Below are 16,583 nucleotides of genomic sequence, written 5' to 3'. Positions count from 1 at the left end.
AAGACTACAACAAAAAATATCCGGACTTCTTCTGTAACGACCGACACTCTGTGGCGAGGGAGCTTGCTCCCGCTGGAGTGCGCAGCGCTCCCGTTTTTGGGGCTGCTACGCATCCCTGCGGGAGCAAGTTCCCTCGCCACGGTGGTCCGGCCAAAAAAAGCCCCGAACCAGTCGGGGCTTCTTCGAGGATGCGGCCTCGTTTACAGCAAGTTAGCGAACACCATCCTGGCGCAGAGCCGCCGGGGTGAAGTCGCTGGTGGTGGCGGTGAAACCGAAGTCATAGGCCTGTTTCTCTTCGTTCTTCATGCCCAGTGCCAGGTAGCGGCCGGACTGCAGGTCGTAGAGGGTTTCGAGGGCGTACCACGGCACTTGCTTGTCGTAGTAGTTCTCGGCATGGGCTTCCGCCACGCGCCACAGCTGGCCACGACCGTCGTAGTGGTCGATGACCGCGGCTTGCCAGGTGTCTTCGTCGATGAAGAAGTCACGCTTGGCGTAGATATGGCGCTGGCCTTCCTTCAGGGTTGCAACCACATGCCACACGCGGCGCAGCTCGTAGCGCGCCAGGTCCTGGTTGATGTGGCCGGCCTTGATGATGTCGACATACTTGAGCTTCGGATCGTCAAGCTTGTAGCTGTTTTCGGCGATGTACAGTTCCTTCTTGCCTTCCAGTTTCCAGTCGTAGCGGTCCGGTGCACCGTTGAACATGTCGAGGTTGTCGGAGGTACGCAGGCCGTCGGCGGCGGTACCCGGGCCGTCATACGACACTTGCGGTGCCCGGCGCACACGACGCTGGCCGGCGTTGTAGACCCACGCCGAACGCGGCTCTTTCACCTGGTCGAGGGTTTCGTGCACCAGCAGCACACCACCGGCCAGACGTGCCGGCGCAGTCACTTGCTGTTTGAAGTAGAACAGGATGTTGCCCGGGTTTTTCGGGTCGTAGTCCTTCATCTTGTCGCGGAACACGAACTGATCGCGGAAGTACACCAGGCTGAACGAGCCGTTGGTTTGCGGCGTGGCCTGGGTCACCAGGCGGGTCACGCTGCCGCCGCGATAGCGGGTGATGTGGTTCCAGATCACTTCAACGCCGCTTTTCGGAATCGGGAACGGTACGGCGGTTTCAAAGTTTTCCAGGCCGTTGCCGCCGGACACCAGGTTGGTGCTGGTGGCGTTTTTCTTGATGGCGGCGAACACATCAGCTGGCACCGTGGCGCCGCGATGGGTCGGGTAGACCGGCATCTTGAAGGTGTCGGGGTAGCGCTTGAACATCGCGTACTGCCCCGGTGCCAGCTTGTCCTTGTACTGCTCGACGTTCTGCGCGGTGATGGTGAATTGCGGTTGTTCGCTGGCGTACGGGTTGGCCAGGAAGCCACGGGCATCCACGGCACCGGCGTTGGTTGGCAGCGGCGACCATTTAGGGATGGTGCCGGCCGCGTTACCGGCCATTTCAGCGCCCATCGGGGTCAGGGTCGTGCCGAGCTTGGCGGCTTCATCCGCCGAGACCGCCGCCATGACGCTACCCGCCATGATCGACAGCCCCAGCACACCCACCTGCAACAGATTTTTAGTTATTTTCATGTTCTGGTTCTTCCTTAAAACATACTGCTTAAAGAGAGTGTGCTTAGAAGTTCACGCCAGCGCTCAAGGCGATAAAGTCACGGTCATCCACCGTGGTGAATTTGCCGCCAAAGAAGTTGGTGTAGTTGAGGCTGACGGTGTAGGTGTTCTGGTACTCGGCATCGACACCCAGGCTGACGGCCTTGCGCCCCTCTTCAAAGTTGCCGCCAGGACCTGGCGAGTAGCCTTTGACGTCATGGGACCACGCCACGTTGGGCTTGAGGTTTACACCGGCGAAGACGTCCGGGTACTCCCAGATGGCACGAGCGCGATAGCCCCAGGAGGTGGCCGTGGTGTAGCCGTCGTTGTTGCAGTTGGTGTTCAGGCCAGCGGCGTTCGGCAGACCGGCGCCGTTGGCCGTCGAGTTGTTAAGGGCGTTACAGAACCCGCCTGGCAGCGTGCCAGGACCGAAGACCGGATCTCGGCCATAACGTGCGTCGGATTTGCTTTCCAGGCCACCGACGTGGGTCACGCCAATTTCACCGACCGTGGTCAAACGACTGGCGCCCATGACCTGATCAAAGAAGTGCGTAAAGGTGGTCTGGAACTGCGTCACTTCCTTGCGATTGTAGCCATGCAGATCCTGGCCTGGCGTGCCCTTCAGCACCGAGGCATTCCCGTAGCCCGGAATCGGCGTGACACCCGCATAAAGAATGTCGGTGGTGCTTAACTGTACTGGCGCATTTGGCCGATAGCTCAACTCACCGCTCCAGGCAGTACCGGTAGGCAGCGTGGTGGAGAAGCTCAAGCCGTAAAGACGAATGTCTTCAGGGTATTCGATGAAGTAATTGGAACTGCCCGCGACAATCAGCGGCCGCAGTGCTCCCAAAGGCCCCAGAGGCCGCGTGTAGGCCGAAGCTGGAGCGCCTTGAGCACTGAAGATCGGCGCACGGCTGTGGTAGTTCATGAAGTAGGCGCCGAACTCGGTATCCAGCGGCTCGAAGTTGTAGTGCATCGCCACGCCGAACTGGCCGCTGTCGCGGGCGTCACGGTCCGGCCCACGGCGCACCAGCACACCTTCGTTGTTCACATCCACGCCCAGGGCGTTGAGGGTAGGCAGTGCAGCGCCTGGAATGGTCGAGCGCTTGTTCAGCACCCGCAAGTTGTTGTTACAACCATCGGAAACCACATCCGGCTGCGAGAAGAACGTCCCGCAGTTGTCGGTCACCGTCTGGTCCCACTCCAACTGATAGAACGCTTCTGCCGACAAGTTATCGGTCAGCGTCTGCGACACATAGAACATGTTGACCGGGATCAGGCCTTCCTTGATCTCGGCCCCGGGACGACGGAATGCGGACACGTCGATCGGGTTGATGGAGTTGATACCGCCACCAATAAAGGTACTTTCACCCCAACTCACCACCTGCTTGCCGAACCGCACGTTACCTGGCAGATCAGCAATGGTGTAGTTGTGATAGATGAATGCATCGAGAATCTGCCCGCCAGAAGACTTGGCGCCCTCTTTGCGGTTGTTGTTGCTGACATTCTTGAAGTCCAGGTCTTCGTTTTGCAGCGCGAAGTCATACCAGTACTTGCCCCGGACAAAAACGCCGGTGTCGCCGTATTTCAACTCAAGGTCATGAATGCCTTTGAAGATCTTCGAGAAGGAATCACCTTTGTCGAAGTTCAGGTGACCGTCATCCGAGGTTTGCGACAACCCCCTGCCACCGTTGTTGGCACCGATCAGGTCTTTATTTCGACCCGCCGTCGACCAACTGGCCCCGACCGACAGGGACGAGTCAAAGCTGCCTTCGATTTCACCGATGTTGAAACTGACGCCGAATGCAGGCCCGGCGAGCGTAGAGGCGAGGCTGACGGCCAAGGGCAGTTTTGCCCGGCGCCAGAACTGGTTTGCTGAGATCATCGACGCTACTCCATGTGCATTATTGTTATGGCAGTGAGTCGTTTCCAAGGGCTTGTAACGGCCGGAATACAACGATTCCAATGCCGGGCGAACACATGAACCCGCCGGGCTCACAGCACCGCACCTTGAAAAACTCTGGGATGAACTATAGCCAGCAGGGGGTACCGCTTGATCCCTCTAAAGTGTGATTTGCATCACCAACCCGTCTGCCACAGTCCTTTTCGCCATGCTGACGAAGGTCAGCGACGGAAGGATGGCTGAAAATTGGCAAATCACAAGTGAAGGCTTGGACTAGAGCGCTGCCGTGCCCGCGAGGGCACGGCAAGCAGCGTCAGAGGGTAGAGAGGAAGGTGCTGTTGTTGGCCTGCCATTCAATGATGTCGATACGGATACGTTTTTTGTCGAGCTTGCCGACACTGGTCTTGGGAATTTCCGTAACAACGGCGATCTGGCTTGGAATCGCCCACTTGCTCAGGTGGCCCAATTCCACGAATGGCTTGAGATGTTCCTTGAGCTCCTTGGCCCCTATCACATGGCCATCACGCACCACCAGCAACGCAAACGGGCGCTCGCCCCACTGCGGGTCGGCAATCCCCACCACCGCTACTTCGCGTACCGCCGGGTGACGGCTGACCAGGTCTTCCAGCGCCAGGGAGGAGATCCACTCGCCGCCGGTCTTGATCACGTCCTTGATGCGGTCGCGAATATCGATCACGCCGAAGGCATCGAGGGTGGCCACATCGCCGGTGTGCATCCAGCCGCCGGCCCACAGCTCGGCGCCCTTCTGCGGCTCGTTGAAATAGCCTTCGCTGAGCCATGGCGCGCGCAGCACCAGCTCGCCCTGGGATTCACCGTCGGCGGGCAGGAAGTTGCCCTCGCCATCGATGATCGCCGCTTCCACCAATGGGCCGGGCACGCCGGCCTTGATGCGGTAGGTGGTGCGCTCGTCTTCGGTGCCGGCCATCAGTTCTTCATTGAGATGGGCGCAGGACACCAGCGGCCCGGTCTCGGACATGCCGTACGCCGCTGTCAGTTGGATCCCGCGGGCCTTGGAGGCTTCATACAGTGAGCGATTGAGGGCGCTGCCACCGATGACGATTTTCCAGCCGCCGAAATCCACGCCCTGGCCGGCCTTGGCGTTGAGCACCATTTGCAGGATGGTCGGCACACAATGGGAGAAGGTGACCTTCTCCTTGCGCCACAGCTCCACCAGGTATTCGGGGTCGTAGCGGCCTGGATAAACCTGCTTCAGGCCGAGCATGGTCGCCACATACGGCAGGCCCCAGGCGTGCACGTGGAACATCGGGGTGATCGGCATGTAGACGTCGTTGGTGCCCAACAGCCGCACGCTGTCGACGCTGCCCATGATGGTCGCCACGCCCATGGTGTGCAGCACCAGTTGGCGGTGGGTGAAGTACACGCCCTTGGGATTGCCCGTGGTGCCGGTGGTGTAGAAGGTGGTGGCGACGGAGTTTTCGTCGAAATCCTCGAAGTCGTAGCGGGGGCTCGCCGCCGCGAGCAATGTTTCGTACTCACCCACCAGGTTCGGCAGCTCGGCGGTTTTGTCCGCGCCGTCGGTGAGCAGCAGGGTTTTGTCGACGGTGGTGAGGTGGCCGGCGATGGCCTGGTAGAGCCCCACGAACTCGCTGTTGACCAGCACAAAGCGGTCCTCGGCGTGGTTCATGGTGTACAGAATCTGTTCCGGGGACAGGCGCACGTTGATGGTGTGGATTACCGCACCAATCATCGGAATGGCAAACATGCATTCCAGGTAGCGGTGGCTGTCCCAGTCCATCACGGCCACGGTATCACCGGCCTTGACCCCGGCCTCGGTCAGCACATTGGCCAGGCGGGCGACGCGCTCGATCAGCGTCGGATAGGTGTAGCGCAACTGGTCGCGGTAGACGATTTCCCGGGTCTTCTCGTAGCGTGTCCCGGACATCAACAGGCGTTTGATCAACAGCGGGTATTGGTAGGCGCCTTCGGCGGGCGGGATAACACGAGTCTGCAACATACGAATCCCTTATCTGACTGCACGGTCTTGGCTGAAACATCTGCACTTTAGAGCGCTTATGTTTCAGCCAAATCAGCCAAAGGAATGATTTGCAGAACCCAATGAATGCTAGCTTTGAGCCAGCATCCGGCTTATTTCATGCTGGTAAAGGCCAGCTTCACACCGATGGCAATCAGCACCGCGCCCATGGTGCGGTCGAACCAGTGGCCCATGCGTGCAAAACCGGCGCGTACGCGTTGCTGGCTGAACAGCATGGCCACCAGGCAAAACCAGATCGCGGTCGCCACGGCCAGGTACACGCCGTAACCGGCCTGGACCGCCAACGGCGTGTGGGGATTGATCACCACGGTGAACAGCGACAGGAAGAACAGCGTGGCCTTGGGGTTCAAGCCATTGGTGACAAAACCCGAGGTAAACGCACCACGGGCGGTGCGCTCGCCCGCTTCCAGGTGCAGGTCTTCTTCACTGGCAGGCTTGGCCGGCTGGGCGCGCAGGGCCTTGAAGCCGATGTACAGCAGGTAAGCCGCCGCCGCCCATTTCAGCGCATTGAACAGCACGATGGACTGGGACACGATCAAGCCGATGCCCAGCAGCGAATACCCCACGTGCAGGAAAATCGCCGAACCGACGCCCAACGCCGTCCAGGTGCCGGCCCGTCGGCCATGGGTCACGCTTTCACGTACCACCACGGCGAAATCCGGGCCAGGGCTGGCCACCGCCAACAGGTGAATCAGTGCCACGGTCAAGAACTCGGTGAGGTACATGCACACTCCAGGAAGTAACTGATTATTTCATCTGATAGGCTCGGCAGATTACGCCTTCGAATCCCGCCGCAAAAGGTACAGTTGATGACGAACAATCGCCGCGCCGTCTTCCTTGATCACCCTTCCCTGGACCTCGGGGACCTGGACCTCAGCGGGTTGCAGGCACTCTTCAGCGAACTGAGCCTGCACCAGCAGACCACACCCGAAAACATTATCGAACGCCTGCAAGGCGCGCAGGTGGCCATCAGCAACAAGATCGCGCTGAATGCCGAGACCCTGGCGGCCTGCCCCGAGCTGAAGCTGATCCTGGTGACCGCCACCGGCACCAACAACGTCGACCTCGCCGCCGCCCGCGCCCACGGCGTTACCGTGAGCAATTGCCAGGGTTACGGCACGCCATCGGTGGCGCAGCATACGATCATGCTGCTGCTGAACCTGGCGACGCGCCTGAACGACTATCAACGGGATGTGCAGGCGGGGCACTGGCAACAAGCCAAGCAGTTCTGCCTGCTGGACTACCCGATCGTCGAACTGGAAGGCAAAACCCTCGGGCTGCTGGGCCATGGTGAATTGGGCGGTGCCGTTGCGCGCCTGGCTGAAGCCTTTGGCATGCGCGTGATCCTGGGTGCGATTCCAGGCCGCCCGGCCCGCGCCGATCGCGTGCCGCTGGATGAGTTGCTGGCGCAGGTCGACGCGCTGACCCTGCACTGCCCGCTCAACGAACACACCCGCGACTTTATCGGTGCCCGTGAACTCGCCTTGCTCAAGCCCGGCGCGTTTATCGTCAACACCGCCCGTGGTGGCTTGATCAACGAACAGGCCTTGGCCGATGCCTTGCGCAGTGGGCACCTGGGCGGCGCGGCGACCGATGTATTGAGCGTGGAACCGCCGGTGAACGGCAACCCGCTGCTGGCTGGCGATATCCCGCGGTTGATCGTTACGCCACACAATGCATGGGGCAGTCGCGAAGCGCGGCAGCGGATCGTCGGCCAATTGATCGAAAACGCTCAGGGCTTTTTCAGCGGCGCCCCGCTGCGTGTCGTCAGTTGATAAACTGCGCCCCTTTTCAAGGAGCAGACCATGGATCCGCGCAGTGAAGTACTGCTTCGCCAGGCCGAACTTTTTCAAGGCGACGTGCTGCTGGTGGGCTTGCCCGCCGACGACCTGCTGGGCCGCCTGCCCAATGCCCATGGCTGGAGCTGGCACGCCGGCGACCAGGCCGCACTGGACGCACGTTTTGCCGAGCGCAGCCAGTTCGGTGTGAACGTGCCCGAGCGTTCGTTCGAGACCGCGGTGGTGTTCCTGCCCAAGTCCAAGGACCTCACCGACTACCTGCTCAATGCCGTGGCGGCGCGTTTGCCCGGCAAGGAGTTGTACCTGGTGGGGGAGAAGAAAGGCGGCATCGAAAGCGCGGCCAAGCAACTGAACCCGTTCGGCAAACCGCGCAAGCTCGACAATGCGCGGCACTGCCAGTTGTGGCTGGTGACGGTGGCCAACGCCCCCGAGCCGGTAGAACTGGAGAGCCTGGCGCAGGTCTTCGAGGTGCCGCTGGCTGAGGGCCCGCTCAAGGTGGTGAGCCTGCCGGGCGTGTTCAGCCACGGTCGGCTGGATCGCGGTACCGCATTGCTGCTGGAGCATCTGGACAAGTTGCCGAGCGGTCACTTGCTGGATTTCGGTTGTGGCGCGGGTGTGCTCGGGGCAGCGGTCAAGCGTCGCTACCCGCATAACACGGTGACAATGCTCGACGTGGATGCCTTTGCCGCTGCCAGCAGTCGCCTGACATTGGCGGCCAATGGCCTGGAAGCCGAGGTGTTGACCGGTGATGGCATCGACGCTGCTCCGATGAATCTGAACGCGATTCTGAGCAACCCGCCGTTCCACGTCGGGGTGCACACCGATTATTTCGCCACCGAGAACCTGCTACGAAAAGCGGCCAAACATCTGGCAAAAGGCGGCGAACTTCGCTTGGTTGCGAACAGTTTCCTGAAGTATCAGCCGCTGATCGAAGAGCATCTTGGGGTGTGCGCAATCAAGGCAGAAGGTCAGGGTTTTCGCATTTACCGTGCCAAGCGCGGCTGAGATCTTTTTCCAAAAGAAGGCTTGCCGAATGGATTTTGCCTAGGCAGAATCCGCTCCGTCCTAGGGGAGTAGTCTCCCACGAGCGCCACGCTCGTCCGGCATACGTCAACATACTTGGTCAACAGGCCATGGCGTATGCGACCCAGGAGTCCGCACAGACGGACCGGGGTTTGACAAGACCTATGACACGAACACCTTACCCGGGGCGGGAAGGCTGTACGTGTCATAGCCGTGTCGACCCGCCCCTGGAACTTACCTGATGCTGGATTCTCTGCTCGTCCCTACCGCAATCGTTGCCTTGGCCGAAATTGGCGACAAGACGCAACTGCTCGCGCTCATTCTCGCTGCACGCTTTCGCAAACCCTGGCCGATCATCGCCGGCATCGTCGCCGCGACCCTGGCCAACCATGCGGCCGCCGGTGCCGTGGGGGCCTGGTTCGGGAGTTTCTTCTCGGATGCGGTGCTGCACTGGATCCTCGCGGCGAGCTTCTGCGCCACGGCGCTGTGGACCCTGGTGCCCGACAAGCTCGACGATGACGAAGCCAGCACTTCCCGCAAGTTCGGGCCCTTCCTGACCACGCTGATCGCGTTCTTCCTCGCGGAAATCGGCGACAAGACCCAGATCGCTACCGTGATGCTCGCGGCGCAATACCCGGAACTGTGGCTGGTGATTATCGGCACCACCCTGGGCATGTTGATTGCCAACGTGCCGGTAGTGCTGGCGGGTAATTTTGCCGCGGACAAATTGCCGCTGACGCTGATTCGTCGACTGGCGGCTACGGCATTCTTCATCCTGGCCATTGTTGCGGTGTACAAGGCCATGCAGAACAGTGGCTGGATCTAAACGCAACCCCATATGGGGGCTGGGCTTTTGTGGGAGCTGGCTTGCCTGCGATAGCATCACCTCGGTGCAACTGACACACCGAGGTGCCTGCATCGCGGGCAAGCCCGACTCCCACACAAGCCGGGCCCCCACATTCAGATTTGCATTTCAGCCTTATAAATCAGGATTTTTTCGCCTGCTGATACAACGGCATCACCTTCGGAATCGCCGCCTGCAACGAGGCGATCCGGCTGTCGGAGGCAGGGTGGGTGCTCATGAATTCAGGTGGCGAGCCTTCCGAAGCCTTGGCCATTTTGTTCCACAGGGTAATCGCCGCGTTCGGGTTGTAACCGGCACGCGCCGACAACTCCAGGCCGATCAGGTCCGCTTCGTTTTCATTGCTGCGGCTGTTGGGCAAGGTCATGCCGTAGTTGGCCACGGTATCGGCCAGCGCCAGGCTGTCCTGACCGAGGCCGAACAACGCACCGGCCCCCTGCTTCGCCATTTCGATACCGTAGGCCTTGGACATGGCTTCGCGGCCGTGTTCACGCAAGGCGTGGGCAATTTCATGGCCCATCACGGCGGCGAGTTCGTCGTCGGTCAACTTGAGATTGTCGATCAGCGCGCTGTAGACAAAGATCTTGCCGCCAGGCCCGCAGTTGGCGTTCATCTCGTCACTTTTGATCAGGTTCACTTCCCACTTCCACTGCGCCGCATCCGGACGGAAGGTGGGCGCCTGGGCGATCAAGCGGTTGGCGATCGCCTGCACGCGCTTGGCGTTGGCGCTGGTCTTGTCCACCAGGCCCTTGCCGCTGGCTTCACCCAGGGTCTGCTGGTAGGACTGCGCATACATCTGGTCGACTTCCTGGCTCGACAACATGCTGAACATGTACTGCTTGCGCTCAACCCCCACGGCGCCGCCGCTGGTGGTGTTGACCGACTGACAACCGGCGAGCAACAAAGCCGCGCCCAACGCACATACCGCCACTGTCTTTTTCATCAACCTGCTCCCTGAAAACATGGCGCGTATCGTAGTCGGCCAATTGTATCGACGCCAGATACAACAGACGTATAGCCACCTGATTTCAGATACATCCCACACTGCCGCAAAAAATTCACAAACGCTGGCAACCATTCCATTTACGACATTCGCCCATCCGGCACAGCCATTTTGAGGTAATGGCCCTCATGTCTCCCCCGCCCGCGGCCGATATACACAAGCAGCCAATCTCCCCCTGCGTTCGGAGCCGTCATGAAGTTCAAGTCGATTCAATTTTCTGTCGCGGCACTGGCCGGGGCCATTGTCCTGAGCGTGGTGGCGGTGTTGGTGCTGTATGCCTTGTTCGCCGGGGCGCGCACCCAGGAGATGGTGCAGGAACGCACCCAGGGTCAATTCGAACAAATCATCGAGCAGCGCCTGACCGCCCTGGCGCAAACCCAGGCGACGCTGATCCAGCGCGAACTCGAAGCACCGCTGGTGACGGCCAAGGGCCTGGCCACCGCCAACGCCCTGATGGGCATGAAAGACGCCAACGGCAACCCGCAACTGGCGGTCTCCCGTGAACAACTGATCAACCTGATCCACGAAACCGTGGTGCGTAACCCGAAGATTCTTGGCGCCTATATAGGCTGGGAAGCCAACGCCATCGACCACAACGATGCTGCCTACGTGAACAGCCCGGTGGTCGGCATCGAAACCAACGGCCGCTTCCTGCCGTGGTGGTTCCGCAATGCCGACGGCAGCCTGGGCCTGGATAAACTGGCTGACGTGGCCGACCAGACCATCCTGTCCACCGGCGTGCGCGCCAGTGAGTACTACCTGTGCTCCAAGGAAAGCAAAAAGCCCTGCGCCATCGATCCGGCCCCTTATAAAGTAGGGAATGCGATGGTGATGCTCGCCTCGTTTATCGAACCAATCATGATCGACGGCACCTTTCAGGGCATCGTCGGCGCCGACCTGTCGGTGAACTTCATCCAGGAAATGCTCACCAAGGCTGATCAGAATTTGTACAACGGTGCTGGCGAGTTGGCGCTGATTTCCAGCAACGGCCGCCTGGTGGCCTACACCAAGGACGCCAGCAAGCTCGGGGAAAAGGCCAGCGACCTGCTGGACAGCAACGAACTGGCCAACCTCGGCCAACTGAAGATCGGCGAGGTGCGCTATGACGTGGACAAGCAACACGGGCATATCGAGCTGTTCCTGCCGTTCAACATCGGCCAGACCGACGCCCGCTGGACCCTGCTCCTGCAACTGCCCCTGAGTGCGGTAATGGCCGACCTGCAGGCGATGCAGCACGACCTCGACGCCCAGCGCAAAACCGATATTTTCGGCATGGCCGTGGCCGGGCTGCTGATCGCCGGCATCGGCTTGCTGGTGATCTGGCTGGTGGGCCACGGCATTGCCCGGCCGCTCAAGCAAATGGTGGCGATGCTCAATGACATCGCCCAGGGCGAAGGCGACCTGACCCGGCGCCTGACCAGTGATCGCGCCGACGAACTGGGGGCGATTGCCAGCGGCTTCAATACATTCCTGGCCAAGTTGCAGGGGATGATTACCCAGGTGGTGAGTTCGGTGCAGAAGGTCAGCGACTCGTCGGAGCACACCGCCGACATTGCGATTCGCACCAACCAGGGCGTGCACAAGCAAATGGTCGAGATCGACCAGGTGGCTACCGCCGTGCACGAGATGACCGCGACCGCACAGGACGTGGCGCGCAACGCCACCCAGGCCGCACAGGCCGCCAGCCACGCTGATCAAGCGGCGAGCCAGGGCATGCAGATTGTGCGCGACACCTCCACCTCCATCGGCGCCCTCGCCGAGGAAATCGGCAAGGCGGTCGGTGTGGTGCAGGCGCTGGCCAAGGACAGCGAGAACATCAATGCCATCCTCACGGCGATTCGCGGGATTGCCGAGCAGACCAACCTGCTGGCGCTCAACGCGGCAATCGAAGCAGCACGGGCCGGTGAGCAAGGGCGCGGGTTTGCGGTGGTGGCCGACGAGGTGCGCAACCTGGCGCAGAAGACCCAGAAGGCTACCGAAGAAATCCAGGCCATGATCCAGCAACTGCAGCAGGGCACCCGCGACGTGGTACGGGTGATGGAAGACAGCCAGAACCGCACCGATGAAAGCGTGCAGCACGCGGCCAAGGCGGCCCAGGCGCTGGAGACCATTACCCGGGCGGTGTCGGTGATCAACGACATGAACACCCAGATCGCCAGCGCCGCCGAGGAACAGAGCGCGGTAGCCGAGGACATTAACCGCAACGTGATCAATATCGGACAGGTGGCCAATGAAGTGGCCGGCGGAGCGGATGAGTCGAGCGCGGCCAGCGCAGACCTGACCAAGCTGGCGGAGCAGCAGCGGCGGTTGATCAATCAGTTCAAGGTTTGAGTCAAGCGGCGCCCTTTCGGGCGCCTTCGCGAGCAAGCCCGCTCCCACATTCGACCGCATTCCTTCAGTTGAAATGCAATCAAATGTGGGAGCGGGCTTGCTCGCGAAGAGGCCGGCCGATTCAACACAACGCTCAACCCGGCGTCAGGCACTCCGGTCCATTCAGCTTCGGATCGTTGACCATATTGGCCAGCACCCGCTCGCGCAACGCGGTGGGTTCACTGGCCAACAAGGCCTGCAAGGTGTGCAGCGGGGTCTCGGGGTTCAGCCAGGCTGCCTGCCCCGCCGCATCCAGAATCAACGGTCGGCGCTGACTCTGCGCCGCCTGGGTCACCACCGCCGTACTCAACCAAACCTGCTCCTGCACCGGATACGCCTCCCAGATCGCCGCAAAGAACAGCGTGCTGCCCTCCCCCGGCGTCAGCCAGTACGGGCGCTTGCGCTGGGTGCCGCGCCATTCGTAGAAACCATTGGCCGGAAGCAGGCAGCGGCGCTGGCGAAACGCTTCGCGAAACATCGGCTGTTCGGCAAGGGTTTCCGCCCGGGCATGGGCCGGTGTACGAGAGAGATCGGTCAGCCAGGGCGGCGTCAGGCCCCAGCGCGCCCGCGCCAGGGTGTGCTGGCCGTCGCTCAGGCGCTGGATCAGCACCGAGTCATTGGGAGAGATGTTCCACTGGGCCTGCTGGTCGGCCGGGAAGCCCGGCAAGGCAGCAAACGCAGGGTTCCAGCGAAACAGGGCATAACGTCCACACATGGGGCAACACGACTCTTGGAGAAACTGGCCGACAGCCTAACAGACCAGCACGTCGGGAAAGCTGTCGGGTTCATCACCGGGCAGTGGTTGCGCACCGTTGTAGGCGGTGATCAGCTCGCGGGCGTAGGCGGCCTGGTCGTTCTCCACCGCCAGCGCCAGCAGGCCATAGATCGGCAGTTCGCCGGTACCCCCGAGCAAATCGCGCCCCACCAGGTGCGCGGTGATGCCCTCGCTTTCGAGCATGCCTTGCAGCAGCTCGCCTTCCATCAGGTTTTCCGGCTCGTAGATTCGCTGCATGGGCGTACCTTTATTCGTTCTCGCTGCGCACGTTGAGCATCCATTCGTCGTCATGAACCTGCAGCTCGAAAACAATGGGCCGGCAGCACACCGGGCAGTCTTCTATATATTCCTGATCACCCCCGGACAGGTCCAGTAACGCCGTGACTACCTCTCCACAATAAGGACATTCGTACGACTCCTCTTCCATCGCGGTCTCCAAGGTGACTTGTGCGTATAATCGCCGGTCTATTTACAGGGCTATTTTTCGTCCCGGTCAATTGCCCGGACCACGCCCTGATATTTATTGTTCCAAACCTTTACTTACCCTAGCCGTTTCTAACAAGAGAGCATGATGGGCGAATTCGATACCATCCGACCTTACAACGACAGCGAAGTCCCGGCAGTGCTGGCCCGACTGTTCAGTGACAAGGCCTTTCTGGACATCCTGACCCACTTTCGCTTCCCGCGCTTTGCCGGCGCCTTCGGCTGGCTGCTCAAGCCGATGATCGCTCATAAACTGCGCCGTGAGTTCGCCGGCGTCACTACCGTGGCCACGCTGCAGGACAAAGTCGAGTTTTACGTCGACCACACCATCGAGCGGGCAACCGACGGCGTGACCTATACCGGCGTGGAGCAGTTCAAGTCCGGCAGCGCCTACCTGTTCCTGGCCAACCACCGCGACATCGTGATGGACCCGGCCTTCGTCAACTACGCCGTGTACCACGCCGGCCTGCCGACGCCGCGCATCGCCATCGGCGACAACCTGCTGCAGAAGCCGTTTGTCAGCGACCTGATGCGCCTGAACAAGAGTTTCATCGTGCACCGCTCGATCACCGGGCGCAAAGAGAAGATGGCGGCCTATCAGTTGCTGTCGGCCTACATCAACCATTCGATTCGCAACGACTGCCAGTCGATCTGGATCGCCCAGGCCGAAGGCCGCGCCAAGGATGGGGATGATCGCACCGAGTCGGCGATCCTCAAGATGTTCCACATGAGCCGCAAGGACGAGCCGTTCGCCGAAGTCATCCAGTCACTGAACCTGACGCCGGTGTCCATCAGCTACGAATACGACCCGTGCGACGCAGCCAAGGCCCGCGAGCTGTACATCCGCGCCACCACCGGCACCTACAGCAAGGCGCCGGGGGAAGATGACGTGAGCATCGCCCTGGGCATCACCGGCTACAAGGGCCGGGTACACGTCAACTTCGCGCCGCCGATCACCGAGGCGTTCGAAGACACCAAGCTGTTGGCGATCGAAATGGACCGGCAGATCCTGGGCGGTTATCGGTTGTTCCCGGTGCATTACCTGGCGTACGCCCAATGGAGCGATGCCGATCCGCAATTGCAGGTACCGACCGCAGCCGAGGTATTCCCGGCGGACGAGTTGGCCAAGGCAAAGGCAGAGTGGGAGCGGCGCTTGAATGCGTGCCCGGCCGAGCATCGGCCGTATCTGGTGTTGCAATACGCGACGCCGGTGAGGAATCAGTACCGGGTCAAGGCCGGGATTGCCCTGTAACCCGGTACCAGCAACAGCGCAAACCCAATGTGGGAGCGGGCTTGCTCGCGAAGGCGGTGGATCAGCCAATCATGTATTGACTGACACCGCGCTTTCGCGAGCAAGCCCGCTCCCACAGTTGTTTTTAGGGTGTTCTTACAATCGGGTACTAAGAAAGGACACCAGCAACGCCAGCCCCAGACAGGCAAACCCCAACCGGTAGAACAGGCGATAGGTACGCTGCGTCAACACGTCCAGATACAGCATCGGCTGATCAATGGCACGCAGTTCGCTTTGCGCGGCAAGGCGGGCCATCGCGCGCTGTTCATGCAGGCGCGTGACAAACAGCAGCCATGCCGCCGGGCAGGCCAGTAACAGGGCAAGGGAATTGAGCAGTAGTGCGGTCAGCGACATCGCAAACCTCGATGTATCAGTGTCTTGGTATCAATCCAGATACAAACCTGAATGATATGCGCCGCCTGCGCGTCATTACTCCTTCCCCATTGACGGCTAATGTATCCAGTAATTTACAGCGTCACCTGAACGTCACCTTAACAAGCCACTCTGTTGCCCTTCGAAAGCCCGGGAGCTTGTCATGTTGCACGCGCAGAACCAGGATCGGCTGTATCTGATTGCCCCAAGCGATGAGCAAGAGGCCCTGGTGGGCGGCCTCGCGTTCAATGTGCAGGACCGCCACTGGCTGGTGTATTGCGCCCTCGGCGGGCATCAACATGCCGACCTGCCGGAGCTGGACTTGCTCACTGGCGTGAGTGTGCTGGACTTTTATGTCGAAACGGCTGCATGAAAACGGCAGGCGTAAAAAAACCGGGCTCAGTGATGAGCCCGGTTTTTTGATCGTTCCCACGCGCCGCAAAGGAATGCCGACTGGGGCGCTCCGCGCCCGCCTGACGGTTACTGCGAGCTGAGCAGCGAACCGATGCTCGGGTCCTTGAACAGGCGCGTCAGGGCATCGCTCAACACGTCGCTGACCAGCTTGGTGTTGGTTTCCTGGTTCGGCGCCATGCCGAAGCGCTGGTCCAGGGATGCGCCGTAACGGCCGCTGTAGCGACGGGTACCGGCAGTCACGTCGGACTTGAAGGTCGCGCCGATGGTGGCTTCAGTCACGTACAGGCCTTCCTTGGGCGACTGATACTTCAGCTCGGCCAGGGTGATGGTCAGTTGTGGCGCACCTGGCGAGTTGGACGGGGTGAAGCCCAACAGGCGCACGGCCGCTTCGGCCTGGGCTTGCAGCTTGGGCAGCACGTCCGCACCGGTCACCGTAATGGCGCTGGTTTCCGGGTACAGGCCGCCACGGGTGCCGAGGGTCGGCGACGGACGACCGTCAACCACACGCACCGACACCGGCTGGCCATGGCCGACAGGCGCCAGCTGGGTGGTGATTTTCGGTTGCGGGCTGAGTTGTTGCGGGCTGTGGGCGCAGCCAACCAGGGTCAAACTGGTCACAGTGATCAAACCGAACAACAGGCGTTGCAACATACTCATTTC

The 16,583-nt window shown here is 60.9% G+C and carries 16 protein-coding genes, 1 pseudogene and 1 riboswitch; of the genes and pseudogenes, 7 read left to right on the top strand and 10 right to left on the bottom strand.

All coding sequences use genetic code 11. From position 1 onward, the window contains the following. Nucleotides 1-210 precede the first annotated feature (210 nt). The 4 genes from HX869_RS12315 to HX869_RS12300 form a co-directional block, all read right to left on the bottom strand. Nucleotides 211-1,575 (bottom strand): DUF1329 domain-containing protein, encoded by a 1,365-nt coding sequence (locus HX869_RS12315; RefSeq protein WP_008434250.1) that lies wholly within the window; start codon nucleotides 1,573-1,575, stop codon nucleotides 211-213. A 43-nt stretch (nucleotides 1,576-1,618) separates the two neighbouring features. After that, on the bottom strand, nucleotides 1,619-3,478 hold the full coding sequence (locus HX869_RS12310) for a DUF1302 domain-containing protein (RefSeq protein ID WP_178903138.1): 1,860 nt from the start codon (nucleotides 3,476-3,478) through the stop codon (nucleotides 1,619-1,621). A 331-nt stretch (nucleotides 3,479-3,809) separates the two neighbouring features. Continuing rightward, the gene (locus tag HX869_RS12305) at nucleotides 3,810-5,492 is read right to left on the bottom strand and encodes a fatty acid--CoA ligase (protein WP_134327311.1); all 1,683 of its coding nucleotides are present in this window, start codon (nucleotides 5,490-5,492) and stop codon (nucleotides 3,810-3,812) included. Nucleotides 5,493-5,623: 131 nt separating this feature from the next. Continuing rightward, nucleotides 5,624-6,256: a LysE family translocator gene (locus HX869_RS12300; protein ID WP_003216169.1), complete on the bottom strand. Its 633-nt coding sequence runs from the start codon at nucleotides 6,254-6,256 to the stop codon at nucleotides 5,624-5,626. An 84-nt stretch (nucleotides 6,257-6,340) separates the two neighbouring features. Between HX869_RS12300 and HX869_RS12295 the strand changes: the two genes are divergently transcribed. The 3 genes from HX869_RS12295 to HX869_RS12285 all read left to right on the top strand — a co-directional run bounded on the left by HX869_RS12295 (nucleotide 6,341) and on the right by HX869_RS12285 (nucleotide 9,179). After that, the gene (locus HX869_RS12295) at nucleotides 6,341-7,306 is read left to right on the top strand and encodes a 2-hydroxyacid dehydrogenase (protein ID WP_003216168.1); all 966 of its coding nucleotides are present in this window, start codon (nucleotides 6,341-6,343) and stop codon (nucleotides 7,304-7,306) included. Between the two features lie 30 nt (nucleotides 7,307-7,336). Then, on the top strand, nucleotides 7,337-8,335 hold the full coding sequence (locus tag HX869_RS12290) for a class I SAM-dependent methyltransferase (protein WP_008434258.1): 999 nt from the start codon (nucleotides 7,337-7,339) through the stop codon (nucleotides 8,333-8,335). A gap of 51 nt (nucleotides 8,336-8,386) precedes the next feature. After that, nucleotides 8,387-8,506: riboswitch (yybP-ykoY riboswitch) on the top strand. 88 nt (nucleotides 8,507-8,594) lie between these two features. Then, complete coding sequence (locus tag HX869_RS12285) at nucleotides 8,595-9,179, top strand: TMEM165/GDT1 family protein (protein ID WP_178903137.1); 585 nt, start codon at nucleotides 8,595-8,597, stop codon at nucleotides 9,177-9,179. 160 nt (nucleotides 9,180-9,339) lie between these two features. Here the strand turns inward: HX869_RS12285 and HX869_RS12280 are convergent, their stop codons facing one another. After that, nucleotides 9,340-10,158: a M48 family metallopeptidase gene (locus HX869_RS12280; RefSeq protein ID WP_003216165.1), complete on the bottom strand. Its 819-nt coding sequence runs from the start codon at nucleotides 10,156-10,158 to the stop codon at nucleotides 9,340-9,342. A gap of 252 nt (nucleotides 10,159-10,410) precedes the next feature. Here HX869_RS12280 and HX869_RS31825 point away from each other — a divergent pair. Then, nucleotides 10,411-11,691: pseudogene (locus tag HX869_RS31825) on the top strand (HAMP domain-containing protein); the annotation flags it as partial. A 15-nt stretch (nucleotides 11,692-11,706) separates the two neighbouring features. Beyond that, the gene (locus tag HX869_RS31820; RefSeq protein ID WP_371132336.1) at nucleotides 11,707-12,549 is read left to right on the top strand and encodes a methyl-accepting chemotaxis protein; all 843 of its coding nucleotides are present in this window, start codon (nucleotides 11,707-11,709) and stop codon (nucleotides 12,547-12,549) included. A gap of 133 nt (nucleotides 12,550-12,682) precedes the next feature. Here HX869_RS31820 and HX869_RS12270 read toward each other — a convergent pair whose 3' ends face one another. From HX869_RS12270 to HX869_RS12260, 3 genes are read right to left on the bottom strand one after another with little or no spacing between them, the layout of a single operon-like run. Continuing rightward, nucleotides 12,683-13,303 (bottom strand): SOS response-associated peptidase, encoded by a 621-nt coding sequence (locus HX869_RS12270; RefSeq protein WP_003216163.1) that lies wholly within the window; start codon nucleotides 13,301-13,303, stop codon nucleotides 12,683-12,685. Between the two features lie 36 nt (nucleotides 13,304-13,339). Next, entirely contained in the window at nucleotides 13,340-13,600 is a 261-nt protein-coding gene (locus tag HX869_RS12265; RefSeq protein WP_017477710.1) for a putative signal transducing protein, read from the bottom strand. 10 nt (nucleotides 13,601-13,610) lie between these two features. Continuing rightward, nucleotides 13,611-13,790: a CPXCG motif-containing cysteine-rich protein gene (locus HX869_RS12260; protein ID WP_177008734.1), complete on the bottom strand. Its 180-nt coding sequence runs from the start codon at nucleotides 13,788-13,790 to the stop codon at nucleotides 13,611-13,613. 144 nt (nucleotides 13,791-13,934) lie between these two features. Here HX869_RS12260 and HX869_RS12255 point away from each other — a divergent pair, with 144 nt between their 5' ends. After that, complete coding sequence (locus tag HX869_RS12255) at nucleotides 13,935-15,098, top strand: 1-acyl-sn-glycerol-3-phosphate acyltransferase (RefSeq protein ID WP_029615884.1); 1,164 nt, start codon at nucleotides 13,935-13,937, stop codon at nucleotides 15,096-15,098. Nucleotides 15,099-15,233: 135 nt separating this feature from the next. Here the strand turns inward: HX869_RS12255 and HX869_RS12250 are convergent, their stop codons facing one another. Continuing rightward, nucleotides 15,234-15,491: a hypothetical protein gene (locus tag HX869_RS12250; RefSeq protein ID WP_003216159.1), complete on the bottom strand. Its 258-nt coding sequence runs from the start codon at nucleotides 15,489-15,491 to the stop codon at nucleotides 15,234-15,236. A 181-nt stretch (nucleotides 15,492-15,672) separates the two neighbouring features. Here HX869_RS12250 and HX869_RS12245 point away from each other — a divergent pair, with 181 nt between their 5' ends. Further along, nucleotides 15,673-15,882: a hypothetical protein gene (locus HX869_RS12245; RefSeq protein ID WP_008434269.1), complete on the top strand. Its 210-nt coding sequence runs from the start codon at nucleotides 15,673-15,675 to the stop codon at nucleotides 15,880-15,882. Nucleotides 15,883-15,989: 107 nt separating this feature from the next. Here the strand turns inward: HX869_RS12245 and HX869_RS12240 are convergent, their stop codons facing one another. Beyond that, nucleotides 15,990-16,574, bottom strand: a complete 585-nt coding sequence (locus HX869_RS12240; protein ID WP_003216157.1) for a YajG family lipoprotein — start codon at nucleotides 16,572-16,574, stop codon at nucleotides 15,990-15,992. Nucleotides 16,575-16,583 lie beyond the last annotated feature (9 nt).

It is taken from the genome of Pseudomonas sp. P7779 (genome assembly GCF_013386315.1).
Taxonomy (GTDB): domain Bacteria; phylum Pseudomonadota; class Gammaproteobacteria; order Pseudomonadales; family Pseudomonadaceae; genus Aquipseudomonas.
Note: the sequence above shows the minus strand (reverse complement) of the source record. Positions and strands in the feature narration are given on the sequence as shown.